The organism is Streptomyces sp. NPDC050263 (assembly GCF_040655955.1).
Classification (GTDB): domain Bacteria; phylum Actinomycetota; class Actinomycetes; order Streptomycetales; family Streptomycetaceae; genus Streptomyces.
Map to the genome: position 1 here is coordinate 1 of NZ_JBFAKW010000168.1, position 18,636 is coordinate 18,636.

General features: G+C 72.7%; 16 protein-coding genes and 1 pseudogene. 11 read left to right on the forward strand and 6 right to left on the reverse strand.

Annotation, left to right across the window (positions count from 1 at the left end):
* Window positions 1-87: 87 nt before the first annotated feature.
* From AB0J04_RS41430 to AB0J04_RS41440, 3 genes are all read right to left on the reverse strand, one after another.
* The gene (locus AB0J04_RS41430) at window positions 88-819 is read right to left on the reverse strand and encodes a bifunctional DNA primase/polymerase (protein WP_363173866.1); all 732 of its coding nucleotides are present in this window, start codon (window positions 817-819) and stop codon (window positions 88-90) included.
* A 144-nt stretch (window positions 820-963) separates the two neighbouring features.
* Window positions 964-1,596 (reverse strand): TetR/AcrR family transcriptional regulator, encoded by a 633-nt coding sequence (locus AB0J04_RS41435; RefSeq protein WP_363173867.1) that lies wholly within the window; start codon window positions 1,594-1,596, stop codon window positions 964-966.
* A gap of 77 nt (window positions 1,597-1,673) precedes the next feature.
* Window positions 1,674-2,675 carry a Gfo/Idh/MocA family oxidoreductase gene (locus tag AB0J04_RS41440; protein WP_363173868.1) on the reverse strand — a complete coding sequence of 334 codons (1,002 nt, stop codon included), beginning with the start codon at window positions 2,673-2,675 and terminating at the stop codon, window positions 1,674-1,676.
* A gap of 85 nt (window positions 2,676-2,760) precedes the next feature.
* Between AB0J04_RS41440 and AB0J04_RS41445 the strand changes: the two genes are divergently transcribed.
* Genes AB0J04_RS41445 through AB0J04_RS41455 form a run of 3 tightly spaced genes read left to right on the forward strand, consistent with a single transcriptional unit; the run spans window position 2,761 to window position 6,226 of the window.
* Entirely contained in the window at window positions 2,761-4,044 is a 1,284-nt protein-coding gene (locus AB0J04_RS41445; protein WP_363173869.1) for a multidrug effflux MFS transporter, read from the forward strand.
* Complete coding sequence (locus AB0J04_RS41450; protein WP_363173870.1) at window positions 3,999-5,165, forward strand: serine hydrolase domain-containing protein; 1,167 nt, start codon at window positions 3,999-4,001, stop codon at window positions 5,163-5,165. Before AB0J04_RS41445 ends, AB0J04_RS41450 begins: the two co-directional genes overlap by 46 nt.
* 50 nt (window positions 5,166-5,215) lie before the next feature.
* Window positions 5,216-6,226, forward strand: coding sequence for a small ribosomal subunit Rsm22 family protein (locus tag AB0J04_RS41455; RefSeq protein WP_363173871.1), 1,011 nt, complete (start codon window positions 5,216-5,218; stop codon window positions 6,224-6,226).
* 85 nt (window positions 6,227-6,311) lie between these two features.
* Here AB0J04_RS41455 and AB0J04_RS41460 read toward each other — a convergent pair.
* Window positions 6,312-6,419, reverse strand: a pseudogene (locus AB0J04_RS41460) (hypothetical protein); the annotation flags it as partial.
* 120 nt (window positions 6,420-6,539) lie between these two features.
* Here AB0J04_RS41460 and AB0J04_RS41465 point away from each other — a divergent pair.
* From AB0J04_RS41465 to AB0J04_RS41475, 3 genes are all read left to right on the forward strand, one after another.
* Window positions 6,540-7,310 carry an SDR family oxidoreductase gene (locus tag AB0J04_RS41465; RefSeq protein ID WP_363173872.1) on the forward strand — a complete coding sequence of 257 codons (771 nt, stop codon included), beginning with the start codon at window positions 6,540-6,542 and terminating at the stop codon, window positions 7,308-7,310.
* Between the two features lie 663 nt (window positions 7,311-7,973).
* Window positions 7,974-9,467 (forward strand): ABC transporter permease, encoded by a 1,494-nt coding sequence (locus tag AB0J04_RS41470; RefSeq protein WP_363173873.1) that lies wholly within the window; start codon window positions 7,974-7,976, stop codon window positions 9,465-9,467.
* 47 nt (window positions 9,468-9,514) lie between these two features.
* Window positions 9,515-10,210 carry an ABC transporter ATP-binding protein gene (locus AB0J04_RS41475; RefSeq protein ID WP_363173874.1) on the forward strand — a complete coding sequence of 232 codons (696 nt, stop codon included), beginning with the start codon at window positions 9,515-9,517 and terminating at the stop codon, window positions 10,208-10,210.
* A gap of 63 nt (window positions 10,211-10,273) precedes the next feature.
* Here the strand turns inward: AB0J04_RS41475 and AB0J04_RS41480 are convergent, their stop codons facing one another.
* Window positions 10,274-10,600 (reverse strand): nuclear transport factor 2 family protein, encoded by a 327-nt coding sequence (locus AB0J04_RS41480; RefSeq protein WP_363173875.1) that lies wholly within the window; start codon window positions 10,598-10,600, stop codon window positions 10,274-10,276.
* 141 nt (window positions 10,601-10,741) lie between these two features.
* Here AB0J04_RS41480 and AB0J04_RS41485 point away from each other — a divergent pair, with 141 nt between their 5' ends.
* From AB0J04_RS41485 to AB0J04_RS41505, 5 genes are all read left to right on the forward strand, one after another.
* Window positions 10,742-11,284 carry a DoxX family membrane protein gene (locus AB0J04_RS41485; RefSeq protein ID WP_363173876.1) on the forward strand — a complete coding sequence of 181 codons (543 nt, stop codon included), beginning with the start codon at window positions 10,742-10,744 and terminating at the stop codon, window positions 11,282-11,284.
* Window positions 11,285-11,462: 178 nt separating this feature from the next.
* Entirely contained in the window at window positions 11,463-11,900 is a 438-nt protein-coding gene (locus tag AB0J04_RS41490; RefSeq protein WP_363173877.1) for a MazG-like family protein, read from the forward strand.
* A gap of 305 nt (window positions 11,901-12,205) precedes the next feature.
* Complete coding sequence (locus tag AB0J04_RS41495) at window positions 12,206-13,078, forward strand: hypothetical protein (RefSeq protein ID WP_363173878.1); 873 nt, start codon at window positions 12,206-12,208, stop codon at window positions 13,076-13,078.
* The gene (locus AB0J04_RS41500) at window positions 13,078-15,342 is read left to right on the forward strand and encodes a bifunctional serine/threonine-protein kinase/ABC transporter substrate-binding protein (protein ID WP_363173879.1); all 2,265 of its coding nucleotides are present in this window, start codon (window positions 13,078-13,080) and stop codon (window positions 15,340-15,342) included. The genes AB0J04_RS41495 and AB0J04_RS41500 overlap by 1 nt, the downstream gene beginning before the upstream one ends.
* Window positions 15,342-17,585: a bifunctional serine/threonine-protein kinase/ABC transporter substrate-binding protein gene (locus tag AB0J04_RS41505; protein WP_363173880.1), complete on the forward strand. Its 2,244-nt coding sequence runs from the start codon at window positions 15,342-15,344 to the stop codon at window positions 17,583-17,585. Before AB0J04_RS41500 ends, AB0J04_RS41505 begins: the two co-directional genes overlap by 1 nt.
* A gap of 9 nt (window positions 17,586-17,594) precedes the next feature.
* On the opposite strand, the gene AB0J04_RS41510 is transcribed toward AB0J04_RS41505, so the two are convergent.
* Complete coding sequence (locus tag AB0J04_RS41510; protein WP_363173881.1) at window positions 17,595-18,503, reverse strand: RNA polymerase sigma-70 factor; 909 nt, start codon at window positions 18,501-18,503, stop codon at window positions 17,595-17,597.
* Window positions 18,504-18,636 lie beyond the last annotated feature (133 nt).

An 18,636-nucleotide genomic window follows, 5' to 3' on the forward strand; every position in this document is an offset into this window, starting at 1 on the left:
ACGTCCAGTACGAGGACTTCCGGCCGGCACACCGAGAGCACGCACCGGACGCCGCTCCTTGACGGGCGAACGTTGCCTGCCGCGGCACTAGAAGCGTTGCCATCCCGAGGTCGCGTGGTCCTGTTGGGCTCCGTGCCGGGCGCATGCGTCCGTCAGGGTCTCCAGGAGGGTCAGGGGGTCCGGGAGAGCGTGTTCGGGCCCCCTCAGCCAGCGGACCGCCCGGCCGTCGTCGCCCGGGAGGCTGGCCGGGGGGACCAGGACGTAGGAGCCTCGGCAGTGCCAGCGCAGGCCTGGGTGTTCGTCCATGGTCTCGGGGTGGCAGTCCAGCTCGCAGGGCCACCACTCGTCCTCGTCCTCGGGGGTGCCGCGGGTGAGGGTGAAGAAGAGCAGGCGGCCGTCGTCGCTCTCGGCCACCGGGCCGACCTCGATGCCGGCGTCGACCAGCCGCTCGAGAGCTGACCGGCCCGCTTCCAGGGGCACGTCGAGGACGTCGTGCGTCATGCCGGTGGCGGTGATGAAGTTGGCCTGCGGCTGGTGCCGGGCCCAGCGCTCGATCTGGGCGCGGTCGGTCGTGGACTGCGTCTGCCAGGCGAAGGACACCGGGTGCCGGGCGGGGGTCGGACAGCCGACCCGGTCGCAGGAGCAGCGGTAGCCGGGGGCCGGGTGGGCGGCGGGCGAGAGCGGGAATCCCGCTCCGGCGGCGGCCAGCAGCAGGGCCTCACGGCCGCCGTCGTCGGCGGCCTCCGTCGGGCCGCTCGCGCGCAGCCAGTCCGAGAGTCTGCCCCACAGGCCGGTCCGGCCGCCGAACTCCGCGCTCATCTGTCCCCTCGCCTCGCTGTGGTGCGGACAGCATGCCTCATGGTCCCACCATCCTGCGCATCGGGGGGCCGTAGCCCTGAATCGGGGCAGGTGGGACGGGTGGGGCCAGAGGGGCCCATGAGGCCCATGTGGCACGCCCGCCGGTCATCTGGGGGCCAGGCCGTGCAGGGCGTAGTCGACCAGGGTGTCCGTGTACTCGTAGGTGATCGGGCCCGTGTACTGGAGCCAGCGTTGGGCCAGCGGGGAGATGAAGAATTCGAGGGCGATGCGCGGGTCGAGGTCGGCGCGGACCTGGCCGGCCTCCTGGGCGGCGCGCAGCCGGTCCACGTAGAGCTGGATGGACGGTTCCATGAGCTTGGCCGTGAAGTGGCGGCCGACCTGTTCGTCGACGACGCCCTCGGCCGCCAGGGCGCGGGAGGGCGCCTCGAATCTGGGGTCGGTCAGCTGGTCGACGGTGGCCCGCAGGACGGCCTTGATGTCGGTGGCGAGGTCGCCGGTGTCGGGGATGACGTACGGCTCCCGGTCCGTCTCGCCGGCGTCCCGGGCCGCCTGTTCGCTGAGGTCGAGGAAGGCTTCGAGGAGGACGTCGGCCTTCGATCCCCACCACCGGTAGATGGTCTGCTTGCCGACCCCGGCGCGGGCGGCGATGCCCTCGATGGTGGTCCTCCGGTAGCCGGCCTCCGCCACGAGGGCGAGCGCCGCTTCGTAGATGGCGCGCCGCGACCGCTCGCTGCGTCGGGTGGTGTCGGGGGCCGGTTTTCCGGACTGGGTGACCATGGGTCGACGGTACCAACGGCACCACGAGGGTGAGACGGGACGTCTCGCCGACGGGGGGCGAAGGAGCGTGGGCGCGGTTACGCGTTCTCGCCCGGGTAGCGGACTCCGATCCGCTCCCGCACGGCGTCCAGCGTCCGCATGACCGCCAGGCTGCCGTCGAGGGGGATCATCGGGGACTCCGTCTCGCCGGCCCGCAGCGCGCGCATGACCTCGCGGGCCTCGTGGCGGAAGGTGTTGCGGGGGCCGTCGGCCGGGTCGGCGGCGAACTCCTCGGGGTCGCGGCCGGCCCGGTGCAGGACGAAGCGGTCGGGGTGGAAGAAGCCGGACGGGATGTCGATGCGGCCGCGCGAGCCGGTGACGGAGGCGGTGGTGCCCGTGCCGCCGCTGACGGAGCAGTGCAGGGCGGCGAGCGCGCCGGAGTCCCAGGACAGGGCCAGCGCGGTCTGGAGGTCGACGCCCTCGGCGGACAGGACGGCCCGGGCGGCGATGCCCGACGGTTCGCCGAGCAGGAGCTGGGCGAAGGAGACCGGGTAGACGCCGAGGTCGAGGAGGGCGCCGCCGCCCTGGGCGGGGTCGCGCAGCCGGTGCGAGGGCGGGAAGGGGCCTTCGAGGCCGAAGTCGGCCTGCACGGTGCGGACGTCGCCGATCGCGCCGTCGTCGACGAGGGCCTTGAGGCGGCGGATGACCGGGCTGCAGTACATCCACATGGCCTCCATCAGGAAGCGCCCGTTGTCGCGGGCCAGCGCGACGAGTTCCTCGGCCTCGCGCGCGTTCAGCGTGAACGCCTTCTCGCACAGGACGTTGCGCCCGGCCTCCAGGCACAGTCCGGCGGCCTCGCGGTGGGCGGCGTGCGGGGTGGCGACGTAGACGACGTCGATGTCCTCGTCGGCCGCGAGGGCGGCCCAGTCGCCGTAGGCCCGGGATATGCCGAACCGTTCGGCGAACGCCTTCGCGGAGGCGTCGGTGCGCGAGGCGACCGCGACGACCTCCGCGTCGGGCAGGTCGATCAGGTCCGCCGTGAACGCTCCGGCGATCCCGCCGGTCGCCAGGATCCCCCATCGCACCGTGTCCGTCGTCATACCCCGCTCCGCCCTCGCATACGTCCCAGCAGTGTGCTCGAGCTGAGAGCATAGGTGGCGGACGTGTCGGAGAGGGAGGGGCGGCATGTTGCCGAAGGGTGGGCTCGGACCCAGGGTGTCGGAGACGGCCGTCGCGGCTCCGCTGCGCGACCGGCGCCGGGCCGGGCTCCTCGTCACGCTCGTCCTCGGCGGGCTGACCGCCACTCCCCCGCTGTCGATGGACATGTATCTGCCGGCGCTGCCGGAAGTCACGCGCTCCCTGCACGCGCCCGCCGCGACCGTGCAGCTCACGCTGACCGCCTGTCTGGCCGGGATGGCGCTGGGGCAGATCGTGGTCGGGCCGATGAGCGACCGGTGGGGGCGGCGGCGTCCGCTGCTCGCCGGGCTCGCCGTCTACGTCGTGGCGACCGCGCTGTGCGCGCTGGCGCCGACGATCGAGCTGCTGGTCGCGTTCCGGCTGCTGCAGGGGCTCGCGGGCGCGGGGGCGATCGTGATCGCCCGGGCGGTCGTGCGCGATCTGTACGACGGCGTGGCGATGGCCCGCTTCTTCTCCACCCTGATGCTGATCTCCGGGGTCGCCCCGGTCGTGGCGCCGCTGATCGGCGCGCAGATCCTGCGGGCGACGGACTGGCGGGGCGTCTTCGTCCTGCTGACCGTGGTGGGGCTGCTGCTGGCCGGGCTCGTGTGGACCAGGCTCCCGGAGACGCTGCCCGCCGCGCAGCGGCACTCGGGCGGGGTCGGCGAGGCCCTGCGCTCGATGCGCCGGCTCCTGGCCGACCTGCGCTTCACCGGCTACATGCTGACGGGCGGCTTCACCTTCGCCGCCCTGTTCGCGTACATCTCCGCCTCGCCGTTCGTGGTGCAGGAGATCTACGGCGCCTCCCCGCAGACGTTCGGTCTGCTGTTCGGGGTGAACTCGATCGGGCTGGTGGTGGTCGGCCAGATCAACGGCAAGGTGCTGGTGGGACGGGTCCGGCTGGACAGGGTGCTGGCCGTCGGGCTGACGGTGGTCGTGCTGGCCGCGACCGCCCTGCTGCTGATGACGACGGGCGTGTTCGGGGAGGTCGGGCTGGCCCCGGTGGCCGGCGCGCTGTTCGTGCTGATGTCCGCGATGGGCGTCACCCTGCCCAACGCCCAGACCCTCGCGCTGATGCGGGTGCGGCACTCGGCCGGCTCCGCCTCCGCGCTCCTCGGCACGTCCTCGTTCCTCATCGGCGCGATCGCCTCGCCGCTCGTCGGGATCGCCGGCGAGCACACGGCCGTCCCGATGGCGGTCGTCCAGCTGACCGCCGTACTGGTGGCTATGGCCTGCTTCGTGGTTATGTGCCGTCCCTGGACGAATTCGGGGACGGAGGGAGCGGAGAGCTGAGCGCACCGAGACTGCGCGTCGACACACCGGAACGAGCCGGGCTCGACCCCGAGGAGACACGGCTCCTCGTACGTGACGTCGTGGACCTCACCGTCGGCGACCGACCCTGGGCGTCGGGCGCCGTCGTGGTCGCCGGGCGCGGCGCGGTGATCGCCGTGCTGGAGGCGGCGGGCTGGGCGGTGCGGTATTCGGCGTACGATCCGGCGGCCGACGCGGGCGTGGAGCTGCCGCCTGAGCGGCGGGTCCCGATGACCGTCGACACCCCCTTCGACCTGGCGTCGCTCACCAAGCTGTTCACGTCGGTCGCGGCGGTGCAGCAGATCGAACGCGGCACCCTCGGCATCGACGCCCGGGTCGGCGCCTATCTGCCCGACTTCCGGGCGGCGGCCGCGCACGACATCACGGTCCGCCAGCTCCTCACCCACACCTCCGGGCTGCGTCCCGAGCTGCCGCTGTACGACTGCGCGGACGACGCGGAGCGGATGCGGCTGCTGCGCGCGGAGGCGCCGGTCGGCGAGGCGGGCTCGTACATGTACTCCGACCTGAACATGCTGCTGCTCCAGCGGCTTCTGGAGCGGCTGACCGCGCGCACGCTCGACGTCCTCGTGCACGAGGGGATCACCCGGCCGCTGGGGATGACCTCGACCGACTTCGGGCCCTGCCCCGGCGCGGCGGCCACCGAGGACCAGCGGCGGCCGTGGGCCAAGACCGACCGGGGGATGCTGCGGGGCGTGGTGCACGACGAGAACGCCTGGGCGCTGGGCGGGGTGGCCGGTCACGCGGGCCTGTTCTCGACCGGCCGGGACCTGGCCGTGTTCTGCCGGACCCTGCTGGCGGGCGGTTCCTACGGTCCCGCCCGCATCCTCGGCCCGGACTTCGTGGAACTGCTGCTGACCCCGCCGGGGCTGGGCTTCACGGTGGACCAGCCGTGGTTCATGGGCGAGCTGGCGGGCGAGGGCGCGGCGGGGCACACGGGGTTCACGGGGACGTCCCTGGTCCTGGACCCGGCGACGGACACGTTCGTCGTGCTGCTCGCGAACACGGTCCACCCGGTGCGCAGACCGCCGGACAGCTCGCCCCGGGCGCTGGCGGGGACGCGGATGTCGCTGGCGGTGCGGTGAGCGCACTCCCTGCGGCCCGAGAAACCCGGGCGGCCTGAGAAACTCGGGGGGTGAACGTCTCCGTATCCGTTTCCGAGGTTCTCCGTGGCTCCCTGACGGAGCTGCTCGACGGGCTGCCGCCCAAGCAGGCCGCGCAGGCCGTCGAGCGGCTGATCGCCAATTACCGGGGGGCCACCCCGACCGACGCGCCGATCCTGCGCGACCGCGCGGACGTGGCCGCGTACGCCGCGTACCGGATGCCGGCGACGTTCGAGGCGGTGCGCTCCGCGCTGGAGGCGTTCGCGGACGCGGCGCCCGAGTGGACGCCGGGCGCGCAGGCGGACGTCGGCGGCGGCACCGGCGCGGCGACCTGGGCGGTGAACGCCGTCTGGGGCGGGACGCGTCCGGTGACGGTGCTGGACTGGGCGGAGCCCGCCCTCGCGCTCGGCCGCGAGGTCGCCGCCGCGCATCCGGAGCTGCGCGACGCCCGCTGGCAGCGCGCCCGCATCGGCTCGTCGCTCGCGCTGGAGGCCACCGACCTGGTGACCGTCTCCTACGTCCTCAACGAGCTGGCCGCCGCCGACCGGGCCGCCCTGGTGGACGCCGCCGCGTCGGCCGCGCAGGCCGTGGTGATCGTCGAACCGGGCACTCCGGACGGCTACGCGCGGGTCATCGAGGCCCGGGACCGGCTGATCGCCGCCGGTTTCCGGATCGCCGCGCCCTGTCCGCACAGCGCGGGCTGCCCGATCGTGCCGGGCTCGGACTGGTGCCACTTCTCGGCGCGGGTCAGCCGCTCCTCCCTGCACCGGCAGGTCAAGGGCGGTTCGCTGCCCTACGAGGACGAGAAGTTCAGCTATGTCGCGGCCGCCCGCTTCCCGGTCTCCCCTGCTCCCTCCCGGGTGGTCCGGCGGCCGCAGATCCGCAAGGGTCAGGTGCTCCTCGACCTGTGCGAGATCGAGGAGCGGCTGAGCCGGACGACGGTGACGAAGAAGCACGGGGACCTGTACAAGGCGGCCCGGGACGCGGACTGGGGCGACGCCTGGCCGCCGGTCGGCCAGGTCGGGTGCGTCACGCGGGCTTGAGGCCCTGGTCGCCGATCTCGGTGACGAAGGACGCGGCGGTGGTGAGGGGGACACCCTGGGTGGTGACGTAGGAGACGGTCGTCAACTACAGCAGTCCCGTGTTGTGGGCGGAGTTCAGGTCCGCGAGCTCGACGAAGCCGCAGGACCTGCACGCGAACACGGCCTGCGACGGCCGGTTTTCGCCGCCTCGTCGCCCGCACGCAGGGTCTCCTCAAGTGCCTTCGCCCGCATGGGCGTCGGCAGCAGTCGGATGTCGGACGCGCGAGTTCCGCATGCCGGATGCCAGGGCGGGGCTCACGTACGCTGCGGGGCCATGGATGCGAACCTCACCGCCGGACCAACGAAGATCGCGGTCGTCACGGGCGCCGGTTCCGGCGTCGGGCGCGCGGTCGCCGTCGAACTGCTGCGCGCGGGCTGGTCGGTGGCGCTGGCCGGGCGACGCGCCGAGCCCCTGGAGGGGACGGCCGCGCTGGCGCCCGACGCCCCGAGTCTCGCCGTACGGACGGACGTCTCACGCCCGGAGGAGGTGACGGCCCTCTTCGACGCCGTGCGCGAGCGGTTCGGACGGCTGGACCTGCTGTTCAACAACGCGGGCACGTTCGGCCCGGGCGGCGTGCCGTTCGAGGAACTCCCCTACGACGCCTGGCGGCACGTGGTGGACACCAACCTCAACGGGGCGTTCCTGTGCGCACAGGGGGCGTACCGGCAGATGAAGGAGCAGGATCCGCGCGGCGGACGCATCATCAACAACGGCTCCGTCTCCGCGCACACGCCCCGGCCGCTCTCGGCGCCCTACACGGCGACCAAGCACGCCCTCACCGGACTGACCAAGTCCCTCTCGCTGGACGGGCGGGCGTACGGCATCGCCGTCGGGCAGATCGACATCGGCAACGCGGCGACCGACATGACGGCACGGATGCAGACCGGCGCGTTGCAGGCCAGCGGCGAGATCGCGCCCGAGCCGGTGATGGACGTCGCCGATGTGGCGCGCACGGTGCGGCACATGGCGGAGCTGCCGCTGGAGGCGAACATCCAGTTCGCGACGGTGCTGGCGACGGCGATGCCGTACGTGGGGCGCGGCTGAGACCGCCGCCTCCACAACTTGCACAAGCGGAGTTTCGACGTCCGCACCATTGCCGCCGGTAGCGGACTTATGCTCAACTCTTCTACACGAGAACTTCACACTTGAGGCACGACAGTTCCGCAAGGAACCGTCGGCGGACGGCCGACGGACGGCCACAGGCCATACCGAGGGGGGAAGGGCAGCCGTCCCGCGACACGGGTGGGGGTGGACCTCGCAAGGGACCGCGAGGAAAGCACCGGCGTCGCGGGACGGCTGCCGCACCATCACTCGACGGCGCTCTCCTCGGTCCGCGCCGCACGGATACGACGCCTGCGCAGCGCGTACGCCCCGCCCGCGGCCAGTGCGGCGCGGTGGCCGCGAAGGCCAGCAGGGAGCGCCGGGTCGGTCGCGAGGAGGGGCGCGAGAATGCGTGCACTGCGGGACCGTACAAGGGAATTCAGCGAAACGGGAAATCGCTGCCGAAATTACTGCCGAACCGGCCACTCAACCCCTGCCACCTGGGAAAACCCCCTCCACAGCCTAGGAATCAGCTGTCTCAGGGAATTTTGATCCGGCACTTCGCATTCTCAGTCCTTACACATCCTTTACTCAGGGCGACTCAAAGGTTCCTCCCTAGTTTGTGGCAGCGCCCACAGCGGGCGCCAAGAACCTTCGAGGAACGGGATGTTTGGCATCTATCTCAAGCGCGAGCTGGGCCGGCGCAAGAAGGCGGCCCTGGTCATCGCACTGGGTCTGGCGCTCGGAATCGCTCTGGTCATCACCGTGAACTCGGTGTCGGCCGGTATGACACAGGCTCAGGACAAGGTTCTGCAGTCGCTGTACGGCCTCGGCACCGACATGACCGTCACCAAGGCCCGCACCGCGCCGACGGACAACGCCTCGCCGGGCGGCGGCAGATTCGAGTTCGACGCGAAGGGCGAGGACGACGAGGACGCGGAGCAGAGCTCCGACCGTGTGATGACGCAGGGAGGTCAGGCCCTGGCGTCCACGCTGGTGACGAAGGTCGCCGGCCAGAAGGGCGTGTCGGCGGCGGTCGGCGCGCTCACCCTGAACGTCACGAAGGTCGACGGGTCCTTCACCCAGGGCAAGGCGGAGAGCACGACCGGCAGCAGCGGCAACAGCGGTCAGGGCGGCGGCCCGGGCGGCGGCGGCAACGGCGGCGGCTCCACCGCAGCGCCCCAGGTGCAGGGCGGCGGCGCGTCGTTCGACGTCAACTCGTACTCCGTGGCCGGCGTCGACGTCACCAACCAGGACCTCGGCCCGCTCGCGACCTCGAAGATCACCTCGGGGGTGACCTTCACGGCGGCGCAGACGAACGCCGAGGTCGCGGTCGTCAGCGCGTCCTACGCCAAGGAGAACTCGTACAAGGTCGGTTCGACGCTGAAGATCTCCAGCACCAGCTACAAGATCATCGGCATCGCGACGCCCGACAGCAGCGACTCCACCACGGACGTCTATCTGCCGCTGAAGCAGGCGCAGACCCTCGCCGACGCCGCGGACCAGGTCACCACGATCTACGTCAAGGCCACCGACTCCAAGCAGATCGACACCGTCAAGGCGACGATCACGAAGAACATCTCCGGCACGACGGTCACCACCTCCGCCGACCTGGCCGAGACGGTCTCCGGCTCCCTCTCCACCGCCTCCAACCTGGCGACCAGCGTCGGCAAGTGGCTCTCGATCGCCGTTCTCGCCGCCGCGTTCCTGGTGGCCGCGCTGCTCACCTCCTCGGCCGTGTCCCGCCGGGTGCGTGAGTTCGGCACCCTGAAGGCGCTCGGCTGGCCGAGCCGCCGGGTCACCCGGCAGGTCGTCGGCGAGTCCATGGTCAACGGTCTGCTCGGCGGCGCCCTCGGCATCGGCCTGGGCCTGGCGGCCGCGTACGCGGTCACCGCGATCAGCCCGAAGCTGACGGCGGAGCTCGGCAGCACCGGCGGCGGTGGCGGCGCAGGCATGGGCGGCGGCCCCGGCGGTGGCGGCGGCCCGGGCGGGCAGTCCGCGTCCAACACGATGGAGATCGCCCTGTCGGCCCCCGTGTCCGTCACCACGATCGCGCTCGCGGTGGGCCTGGCGGTCGCCGGCGGCCTGATCGCCGGCGCGATGGGCGGCTGGCGCGCCTCCCGGATGCGCCCTGCGGACGCCCTGCGCAGCGTCTCCTGACCGGCCCCCACCCCACCTCACGCCTGACGACAAACCCCGGAGCATCCATGTACAACCTCACCGGCGTCACCAAGCGCTATTCGCGGGGCAAGGAGACGGTCGAGGCGCTGCGCGGCGTCGACCTCACGATCGCGGACGGCGACCAGCTCGTCATCCAGGGCCCCACCGGCGGCGGCAAGTCGACGCTGCTCCAGATGATCGGCGGCCTCGACCGGCCCACCGAGGGCAGCGTCGAACTGGACGGCGTCGACCTCGCGCGCATCAGCGAGGCCAAGCTGACCCGGCTGCGCGCCGAAAAGATCGGCATCATCTTCCAGTCGTTCAACCTCATCCCGACGCTGACCGCGCAGGAGAACGTCGAGACGGCGCTCGTCCCGCTCGGCGTGAAGGCGGCGGAGCGGCGCGAGCGGGCGGCGGAGGCCCTGCGCTCCGTCGGTCTCGGCGAGCGTCTGAAGCATGCGCCGTCCGAGCTGTCCGGCGGCCAGCAGCAGCGCGTCGCGATCGCCCGCGCGCTGGTCAAGAAGCCGAAGGTGCTGCTCGCCGACGAGCCCACCGGCAACCTCGACGAGAGCATGCGCGACGAGATCATGGCCCTGCTGGAAGGCCTGTGGCACGAGTACGGGCTGACGTTCATCATGGTCACCCACGACTCGTCGATCGCCCGCCGCTCCCCGCGCCTGGCCACCATCAAGGCCGGCCGGATCACGCTGACGGAACAGGCGGTCGCCCGCTCCTCCCGGTGAGCCGAGGCCCTCTGAAGGGGCCGCGCACCGCCTGCCCGGCGGTGCGCGGCCCCTTCGCCGTCGCTACGCCTGGCCGGTCTCGAAGCGGGAGATGCGGCCGTCGTCCTCGACCGTGAAGCGCCACCTGGTGCGCATCTCGCCCCAGGTGTCGTTGCTGTACCGGGCGACCAGGGCGCGCCCGCCCCGGGACTCGTTGTCGACGTCCATATGGCCGTGGGAGGAGAAGATCTCCCGGTCGATCCACTCGTCGAGGTCGCGGTCGGAGCCGTCGTCCGCCATGGTCGCGCCGGGCGCGAGGAGCGCCAGGAAGGCCTCGCGGTCATGGGCGTTGACGGCGGTGACGAAGGCGCGGACGGCCGGATCGCTGAGTTTGGCGGTCTGAATCGTCATGCCAGCCAGACTCACACCGCCACCCGGGCCCCGCCACCCGAACGGCGTCCAGGACGGGCCGGTCGGGTGTGGGCGGTGCGACGGTGGAGACCCGTGGGGGTGTGTTGCCGTGTTTCCGCCGTCTCTGCTCAGGGAGTCACCGTGACCTGTTTCGACCGACGTGACGTCGGACTGCTGCTGCTCCGACTGGGCACCGGCGGAGTGCTGGCGGCGCACGGCACGCAGAAGCTGTTCGGCTGGTTCGGCGGGCACGGTCTGGAGGGCACCGGCCAGTACATGGAGTCGATCGGCTACGAGCCCGGCAAGGCCAGCGCGACGGCGTCGGGGCTGGCGGAGGCCGGCGGCGGCACGCTGCTGGCGCTGGGCCTGGCGACTCCGGCGGCGGGCGCGGCGGCGGCCGGCGCGATGGCCGGCGCGTCCTCGGTGCACGCCCCCAACGGGTTCTTCGCGGCGAGCGGCGGCTACGAGCACGCGGCCTCCCTGGGCCTGGCCGCCGCGGGCCTCGCGATCGCCGGACCCGGCCGGCTCTCCCTCGACCACGCCCTCGGCCACCGGGTCGACCGGGGCTGGATGGTCCCGGCGGCGCTCGGCGTGACGGCGGCGGTCACGGCGGTGGTCGTGGGGATGCGCGCCCAGCGGCTGCGCAGGCGGGAGGAGGGGGAGCAGGAGGTGCTGTTCGACTAGGGGGCTTCTGATGGATCTCCGTGGGAGAAGGAGCGGCGTTCGGTGCGTGCTCTCGGTGTGCCGGGCGAGAGTGCGTGCCGGGCGTCGCGACGCCGCGGAGATCCATCAGAAGCCCCCTAGCCGCCCCCGTCGGACCGGTCGCCCCCGAGGGCCGGACGTGACCTGGCAGGCTGCGTGCATGAGCGCTGAGCCCCTGCCGCCGCGACCCACCCACCCCGCCACACACCCCGCCGCGCCCGCCACACACCCCGCGACGCCCGCCGCGACGCCCTCCCCGGCCGACCCCGCCGGTCTCTGGGCGACCGTCGACGCCCTGTGGGCCTGGCTGGACGCCCATCGGGCGCATGCCGGGCGCGAGGGGCTGCTGTTGCGGGTGTTGAAGCTGTCGGAGGAGGTCGGCGAGGTCGCCCAGGCGGTCATCGGCGCGACCGGCCAGAACCCCCGCAAGGGCGTCAGCCACACCTGGGACGACGTCCAGTCCGAGCTGTGCGATGTGGTCATCACGGCGCTGGTGGCCCTGCGGACCCTGACGCCGGACCCGGAGGCCGTGTTCGCGGGGCATCTGGCGCGGGTGGCGGAGCGGTCGTTGGGGAACTCGGACGACCGGCCCGCATGATCTCCGGTGACCGGTCCGGCGGTCGGTCCGGTGATCGGTCCGGTGATCGGTCCGGTGATCGGTTCCTGCCGAGTTCGCTGACCGAGGACGCCTGTTGAGCGTCCCGGACGAGTGGGTCGGCTCGACGGAGCCCACCGGCGCGGGGAGTTGAAGACCTCGTCGGTGCGGCCCCCGGCCGCGCCGGCCGTCCCCTCGATGTCCGGCTTCGGTCACCGCGCGTATTCATGGAACCGTTCACCCCGTTTTCACGTACCTCTGTACGATCACCGCACGCGAGGCGGGGACGCCGAGACGGAGGGGCGGGGATGGACGACAACTCGGACAGACGCAGACCGGTTTGGCCGGCTCGGCCGTTGAGGGTGGTGGCGTCGGCGGCCACGGTCACCGTGCTGCTCGGCGGCTGCGGCACCGGGGGCGAGAAAGCGGACGAGCCGAGCCCGTCGGCATCGGCATCGGCGTCCGGGCCGTCGTCCGGTTCCGGCTCCCCCGCCGCCTCGGCCTCGGCTTCCTCGTCCACCGGTAGTGGTTCGACGTCGCTGACGCCGTTCGAGGCGGACCCTGCCGCGGTGCCGCGGACGAAGCCGCAGGCCGAGGCCCTGGCGAAGGCGGTCGCACTGCGGCCGGAGGGCTGGGGAGCGGGCTTCCGCGCCCAGCAGCCGGCCGAGAGCGCCCCCGGCACCGTCGCCGTCCTCGACGAACAGTGCCGGTGGCAGCGCCAGGCTCTCCCCCAGGGCGTCCTGGCCTCGCTGTCTCTCTACAGCGTGCTGCCGGCCGTCAAGGGCAAGGGAGAACTCAAGGTGACCGCGGCGGTCACGGTGCACTCCACGGTCCTCGACGCCGACGAGCAGTTGGCCACCACACTGGAAGAGGCGCTGCGCTGCCCCGTGCAGCAGGTCCGCACCGACGAGCAGATCGCCAAACTCCAGTCGATCGGTACCCCCTACGGCCAGGGCGGCAACGGCTACGCCGACGACCAGGTCCTGGAAATGGGTTCCTACCTCAGCCCGGACGGCGCGCAGACGTATCGCTGGGACGTCCTCCGGCTCGGCACGGTCACCGTGGCGGTGTCGGTGAAGGGCGCCGCGGGTTACTCGGTCGACGAGTTGACCCAGTACATGTCGAACGGTGTCACCGCGATGCTCAGCCGCGTGCAGTACGAGCTCGGAGGAAAGAGCTGATGGAGCCGCTGCGTTCGTCCGATCCCGCCCGTATCGCCGACCACCGTCTCCTCGGACGGCTCGGCGCCGGCGGCATGGGTGTGGTGTACCTGGCGCGCACGCCGGGCGGGGCCCTGGTGGCGCTGAAGGTCCTGCTCGCCGAGTACGCCGAGGACCAGGGCTTCAAGGAGCGGTTCCGCCGGGAGGTCGAGGTCGCCCGGCGGGTCGACAGCCCCTGGGCGGTGCCGCTGGTGGACGCCGACGCGGACGCCGAAGCACCGTGGCTGGCAACGGCGTTCGTGCCCGGCCCGTCGCTGGGCGAGGCCGTGTCCGCGCACGGGCCGCTGGCCGAGCACGGGCTGCGACTGCTCGGCGCCCGGCTGGCGGAGGCGCTGGGCGAGGTGCACCGTGCCGGGCTGGTCCACCGGGACCTGAAGCCGGGCAACGTGCTGCTCGCCCACGACGGGCCACGGCTCATCGACTTCGGCATCGCCCGGGCCCCGGAGGACACCGCCCTCACCGCGACCGGAATGGTGGTCGGCACCCCCGGCTATCTCTCGCCCGAGCAGGCCGGCGGCCCCGGCGGCGACGACATCGGCCCCGCGAGCGACGTCTTCGCCCTCGGCTGCGTCCTGGCGTTCGCCGCCACCGGACGGGCGCCCTTCGGCAGCGGAGCGGTCGACGCCCTGCTGTACCGGGCCGTGCACGACCCGGCGGACCTCGACGGAGTGCCGCCGGGACTGCTCGAAGTGGTGGAACGCTGCCTGGAGAAGGACCCGGCGGAACGGCCGACCGCAGCGGAACTGGCCCAGGAGCTGGCGGCGGCAGCCGCGGAGGCGACCGGCTGGCTGCCCGAGCCCGTCACCCGGCTGATCGCCGAGCGCTCGGCCGCCGCGCTCGCGCTGCCGGACATCGAGCACACGGAGATATCCACGGCCGGCGCCTCGCCGCAACCGAACGACACCGCGCCCGACGAGTCCGACGTGCGCGACACCCCACCCGATCAGTCGTCGGCACAGACATCCACCCCCGCGACCGCACCCGAACCCGCACCGGAGGACGCCGTTCCGCCGACCGGCCGACGGCGTTTCCTGCTGCTCGCCGGCGGAGCCGTGGCGCTCGCGGCCAGCGGTGGCGCGGCCTGGTGGGCGGTCGCCCGGGACGGCGACTCCGCGGACGGCGAGCCCGCCGCCTCCGCGTCGCCGCGGCGCCCCGTGCACACCATCGCGCTGCACGGTGACCTCACCGGTCCGCAGCGGGATTCGGGCAGGGCCCAGGAGCGCGGACTGCGCCTGGCGGTCACGGAGTTCAACGCGCGCGCCGACGCCCCGTTCACCGTGCAGGTGAAGGCCGTCGACGACGCGGGCGATCCGGCGACGGCGGCCCGGCTCGCGACGGAACTCACGGACGACCCGGCGGTGCTCGCCGTCGTCGGCACCACGACCGACGCAACGGCACAGACTGCCCTCGCGAAGTACGACGCCGGACTCCTGCCGGTGGTCGGCGTGTCCCCCGGCGGGATCAACCTCGCCCTCCAGGGCTTCCGTTCGTTCCTGCAGGCACGCCTGCCCGACTCGGTGCTCCCCGTCTACGTCAGCAACTACCTGACCGGCACCGCACGTTCACGCAAGGTCGGCATCGTCCTGGACCGTCCGTCCGGCAACTACGGGACAGAGATGGGAAGTTCGCTCAGCAACATCCTGGTCGGCGCGCAGCAGCCGTACGTACCGGAGGTGGTCAGCGCGATGCGGCGCGACTTCGGCAGCACGGTGGACGGCCTGCTCGCCGCCGGCACCGACTCGGTGTTCTTCGCCGGTCTGTACGACCGGGGCGCGCTGATCGCCGGGACCCTGCGGGAGCGCGGCTTCCAGGGCGCCCGCGTGTCCGGCCCGGCGCTGCTCGACGGGCGGTTCCTGTCCGAGGCCCAGGAGGCGGCCGAGGGCTGGGTGATGGTGGCCCCGGTCGTCGACGCGACCGTCAAACCCGAGGCGAAGGCGTTCGCGGCCGCGTACCGCGAGCGCTGGAAGGAGGCGCCGCCACGGTACGCGGCGGAGGCCTATGACGTCACCGCGATGCTGCTGAAGTCGCTGTCCGGGCTGCCGGCGACGGGCCGCACCAGGGAAGCGTTGTTGGCGGCCGTGCGGGCGGTGAAGTACGAGGGCATCACCAAGCCGTTCGCCTTCCAGAACACCGGGCGGATCGTGATCGACGGCACCGGCGGCTACCTCTGGCGGGTGGAGCAGGGCGACTTCGTGTACGGCGGCCCCGCGCCGCTCACCGGCTGATGGAACCGCTGCGGACCGGCGACCCGTCCCGCCTCGGCCGCTACCGTGTGCTGCGGCGGCTGGGCGTCGGCGGCATGGGGGTCGTCTTCCTGGCCCGCGCGCCGGGCGGAGCGATCGCGGCGGTCAAGGTGGTCCGGGCCTCGTACGCCGAGGAGGCGGGCTTCCGGGCCCGTTTCCGCCGTGAGATCGAGGTCGCCCGCCGGGTGGACAGCCCCTGGGTGGTCCCCCTGCTGGACGCCGACGCGGAAGCGGAGACCCCATGGCTGGCGACCGCGTACGTCCCGGGACCCTCGCTCTCCGAGACGGTGGACACGTTCGGACCGGTGTCGCTCCGTGCCGTCCGGACGCTGGGCCTGCGCCTCGCCGATGCGCTGGACGCGATGCACGGCATCGGCCTGGTCCACCGCGATGTGAAACCGGGCAACGTCCTGCTGGCCCCGGACGGTCCCCGGCTCATCGACTTCGGCATCGCCCGCGCCCCGGACGCCACCGCGCTCACCTCCAGCGGAGTGATCGTCGGCTCGCCCGGCTTCCTCTCGCCCGAGCAGGCACGGGCGCGCGGCGGGGAGATCGGCCCGCCCAGTGACGTGTTCTCGCTGGGCTGCGTGCTGGCGTTCGCCGCGACGGGGGTACGGCCGTTCGGCGGCGGCGCGGCGGCCGGCATGCTGCTGCGCACGGTCTACGAGGATCCGGACCCGACCGCGATCCCGGAAGCCCTGGCCCCGCTCCTCCGATCCTGTCTGCACAAGGACCCGGCGCAGCGCCCCACGCTCGCGCAACTGCGCGCAACGCTCAGGGAGGGTACGCAGGACGACACCGCGCAGTCGGGCTGGCTGCCCGAGCGGGTCACCCGGCTGATCGGCGAACGGTCCGCCGCCGTGCTGGCCATCGACGCGATCGAGCCGACGCAGGTGCCCGCGCCGGCGGCGGCCGAGGCCTCACCGGAAACCGCGTCGCCGGAAACCGTGTCGCCGGACGCCATGACGTTGACGGCCGTCACGACGACTCCGCCGGCCGCCGCACCGGGAGTCGGCCGCCGCGGCCTCCTCCTCGGCTCGACGGCCGGTGTGCTGGCGGCCGGTGGCGGCGGCGCCTGGTGGTGGAGCACCCGCCGGAAGCCGGGGACGACACCGTCGTCGTCCGAGGCAGGTCCACGTCCCGAACTGGTCGTCGCCTTCCAGGGCGATCTGACCGGGAGCCGGAAGGACTACGGCAACGCCCAGCTCGACGGAGCCCGGCTGGCCGTCGAGCAGGTGAACGCCAAGAGCGACCACCCCTTCCGCCTGAAGCTGCGCACGTACGACGACGGCGGAGACGCGACACGTTCCTCCGCCCTGGCCACGCGACTGGCGAAGGACACGGCCGTCTCGGCGGTGCTGGGGCCGACGACCGACGCGTGCCTGCTCTCCGCCGCACCCACCTACGCCAAGGCGACGGTGCCTGTCCTGTCCGTCTCGGTCGGCATCGACACAGCGCCCGCGACGGCCGGCCAGATGCAGTTCCCCTCGCATGCGTTGCTGCGCGTCACGGACTTCCTCCTCGCCGCGCCCTGCCTCCGCTACCTCAGCGATCACGTCGACGCCCGCAACGCCTTCCTCGTGGACGACCGGGCGCAGGGCGACTCCGCCTGGACCCTGTGCGACAAGACCCGGCAGGGACTCCAGCAGGGCGGCCGGGACGCCACGCTGAAGAGCGTCTCCGCCGGACGGATCGACTACGCGGCGCTGGCCGCCGAGGTGCTGTCCGCCGGCGCGGACGCCGTCGTCTTCACCGGCGACGCGCCCCGGGCCGCCAAACTGGCGTCGGCCCTGAAGTCGGCCGGTTTCACCGGGACCCGGATGGCGACGGAACGAGCCTTCGACCCCCGGTTCCTCACCTCCGCCGGCGCGGCCGCGACCGGCTGGGTCTTCGCCACGTCCTTCATCGACCCGACGGCCGCCCCCTCCACCCGCGCCTTCACCACGGAGTACCGCACCCGGTTCGGCGCCGCCCCCGGCTGGTACGCGGCGGAGGCCTACGACGCCGTGATGTTCCTGACGGCGGTCTGCACGAAGGACGGCTCGGCGGTGCGGGAGCGGGGCGCGATCGCCCGCAGACTGCGCGAGGTCACGTACACGGGCATCAGCCGCACCCTCAAGTTCGAGACCGGGTACGGCTTCAACCACGACGCGATGTTCGTGTTCCAGGTCGCCGACGGCAGGTTCCGCTACCTGGGGCAGTACAAGGACGCGGCGGTGTCGTGAGGCGGGCGGTCAGCGGGAGGTGAGAGGGGTCTCGGACTCGACGCGGGTGAGTTTTTCGGGGTTGCGGACGTAGTAGAGGCCGGTGACGAGGTCGTTGTCCACGCTGAAGGCCAGTACGCCGTCGATCACGCCGTCCACGCGCAGAATGAGTCCGGGGTTGCCGTTGACCATCGTGGGCGTACTGGTGAAGACGCCGCCGGCCTTCTCGACGCTGCCGGCCATGTAGCGGAGCACCTTCTCGGCGCCGACGACGGGCCGCAGGGCCGCCAGCTTGAAGCCGCCGCCGTCGCTGACGAAGACGACGTCCGGGGCGAGGACGTCGAGCAGTCCCTGGAGGTCCCCGGTCGCGAGGGCGGACTGGAACGAATCGAGTGCGGCCCGGGTCTCTTCGCGGGAGACCGGTGTGCGCGGTCGGCGGGCGTCGACGTGCTGACGGGCGCGGTAGGCGATCTGGCGTGCCGCGGAGGGACTCTTGTCGATGGCGGCCGCGATCTCGTCGTAGCCGAAGTCGAAGACCTCGCGCAGTACGAAGACGGCGCGTTCGATCGGGGAAAGGGTTTCGAGGACGAACATGAGCGCCAGCGACAGGTTCTCGGACAGTTCGACGTCCTCGGCGACGTCCGGCGCGGTGAGCAGCGGCTCGGGCAGCCAGGGGCCGACGTAGGCCTCCTTGCGCCGCTGGAGGGCGCGTAGCCGGTTGAGTGCCTGCCGGGTCGTGATCCGCACCAGGTAGGCGCGCTGGTCCCGCACCTGCTCCAGGTCGACCTCGACCCAGCGCAGCCAGGTCTCCTGGAGGACGTCCTCGGCGTCCGCCGCGGATCCGAGCATCTCGTAGGCGACGGTGAACAGCAGGTTGCGGTGGGTGACGAAGGCCTCGGTCGCGGGGTCGGTCGCGGGGTCGGTGACGTGGTCGTTCATGTCGTACGTTTCGCTCTCTCCGGAGACGGGGTGCGGCTAAGCGGCCCGCTCGGTGCTGGACGGCGTCTGTTCCGGCTGGGACGTTTCCACGCGGTCGGTGCTGCCGCCGTGGGGCGCGCGGGAGGGGCGGGAG

Coding starts and splice junctions, on each gene's coding strand:
- AB0J04_RS41430 (WP_363173866.1), bottom strand. CDS start 819: ATGAGCGCGGAGTTCGGCGGCCGGACCGGCCTGTGGGGCAGACTCTCG.
- AB0J04_RS41435 (WP_363173867.1), bottom strand. CDS start 1,596: ATGGTCACCCAGTCCGGAAAACCGGCCCCCGACACCACCCGACGCAGC.
- AB0J04_RS41440 (WP_363173868.1), bottom strand. CDS start 2,675: ATGACGACGGACACGGTGCGATGGGGGATCCTGGCGACCGGCGGGATC.
- AB0J04_RS41445 (WP_363173869.1), top strand. CDS start 2,761: ATGTTGCCGAAGGGTGGGCTCGGACCCAGGGTGTCGGAGACGGCCGTC.
- AB0J04_RS41465 (WP_363173872.1), top strand. CDS start 6,540: ATGGATGCGAACCTCACCGCCGGACCAACGAAGATCGCGGTCGTCACG.
- AB0J04_RS41470 (WP_363173873.1), top strand. CDS start 7,974: ATGTTTGGCATCTATCTCAAGCGCGAGCTGGGCCGGCGCAAGAAGGCG.
- AB0J04_RS41475 (WP_363173874.1), top strand. CDS start 9,515: ATGTACAACCTCACCGGCGTCACCAAGCGCTATTCGCGGGGCAAGGAG.
- AB0J04_RS41480 (WP_363173875.1), bottom strand. CDS start 10,600: ATGACGATTCAGACCGCCAAACTCAGCGATCCGGCCGTCCGCGCCTTC.
- AB0J04_RS41490 (WP_363173877.1), top strand. CDS start 11,463: ATGAGCGCTGAGCCCCTGCCGCCGCGACCCACCCACCCCGCCACACAC.
- AB0J04_RS41495 (WP_363173878.1), top strand. CDS start 12,206: ATGGACGACAACTCGGACAGACGCAGACCGGTTTGGCCGGCTCGGCCG.
- AB0J04_RS41500 (WP_363173879.1), top strand. CDS start 13,078: ATGGAGCCGCTGCGTTCGTCCGATCCCGCCCGTATCGCCGACCACCGT.
- AB0J04_RS41505 (WP_363173880.1), top strand. CDS start 15,342: ATGGAACCGCTGCGGACCGGCGACCCGTCCCGCCTCGGCCGCTACCGT.
- AB0J04_RS41510 (WP_363173881.1), bottom strand. CDS start 18,503: ATGAACGACCACGTCACCGACCCCGCGACCGACCCCGCGACCGAGGCC.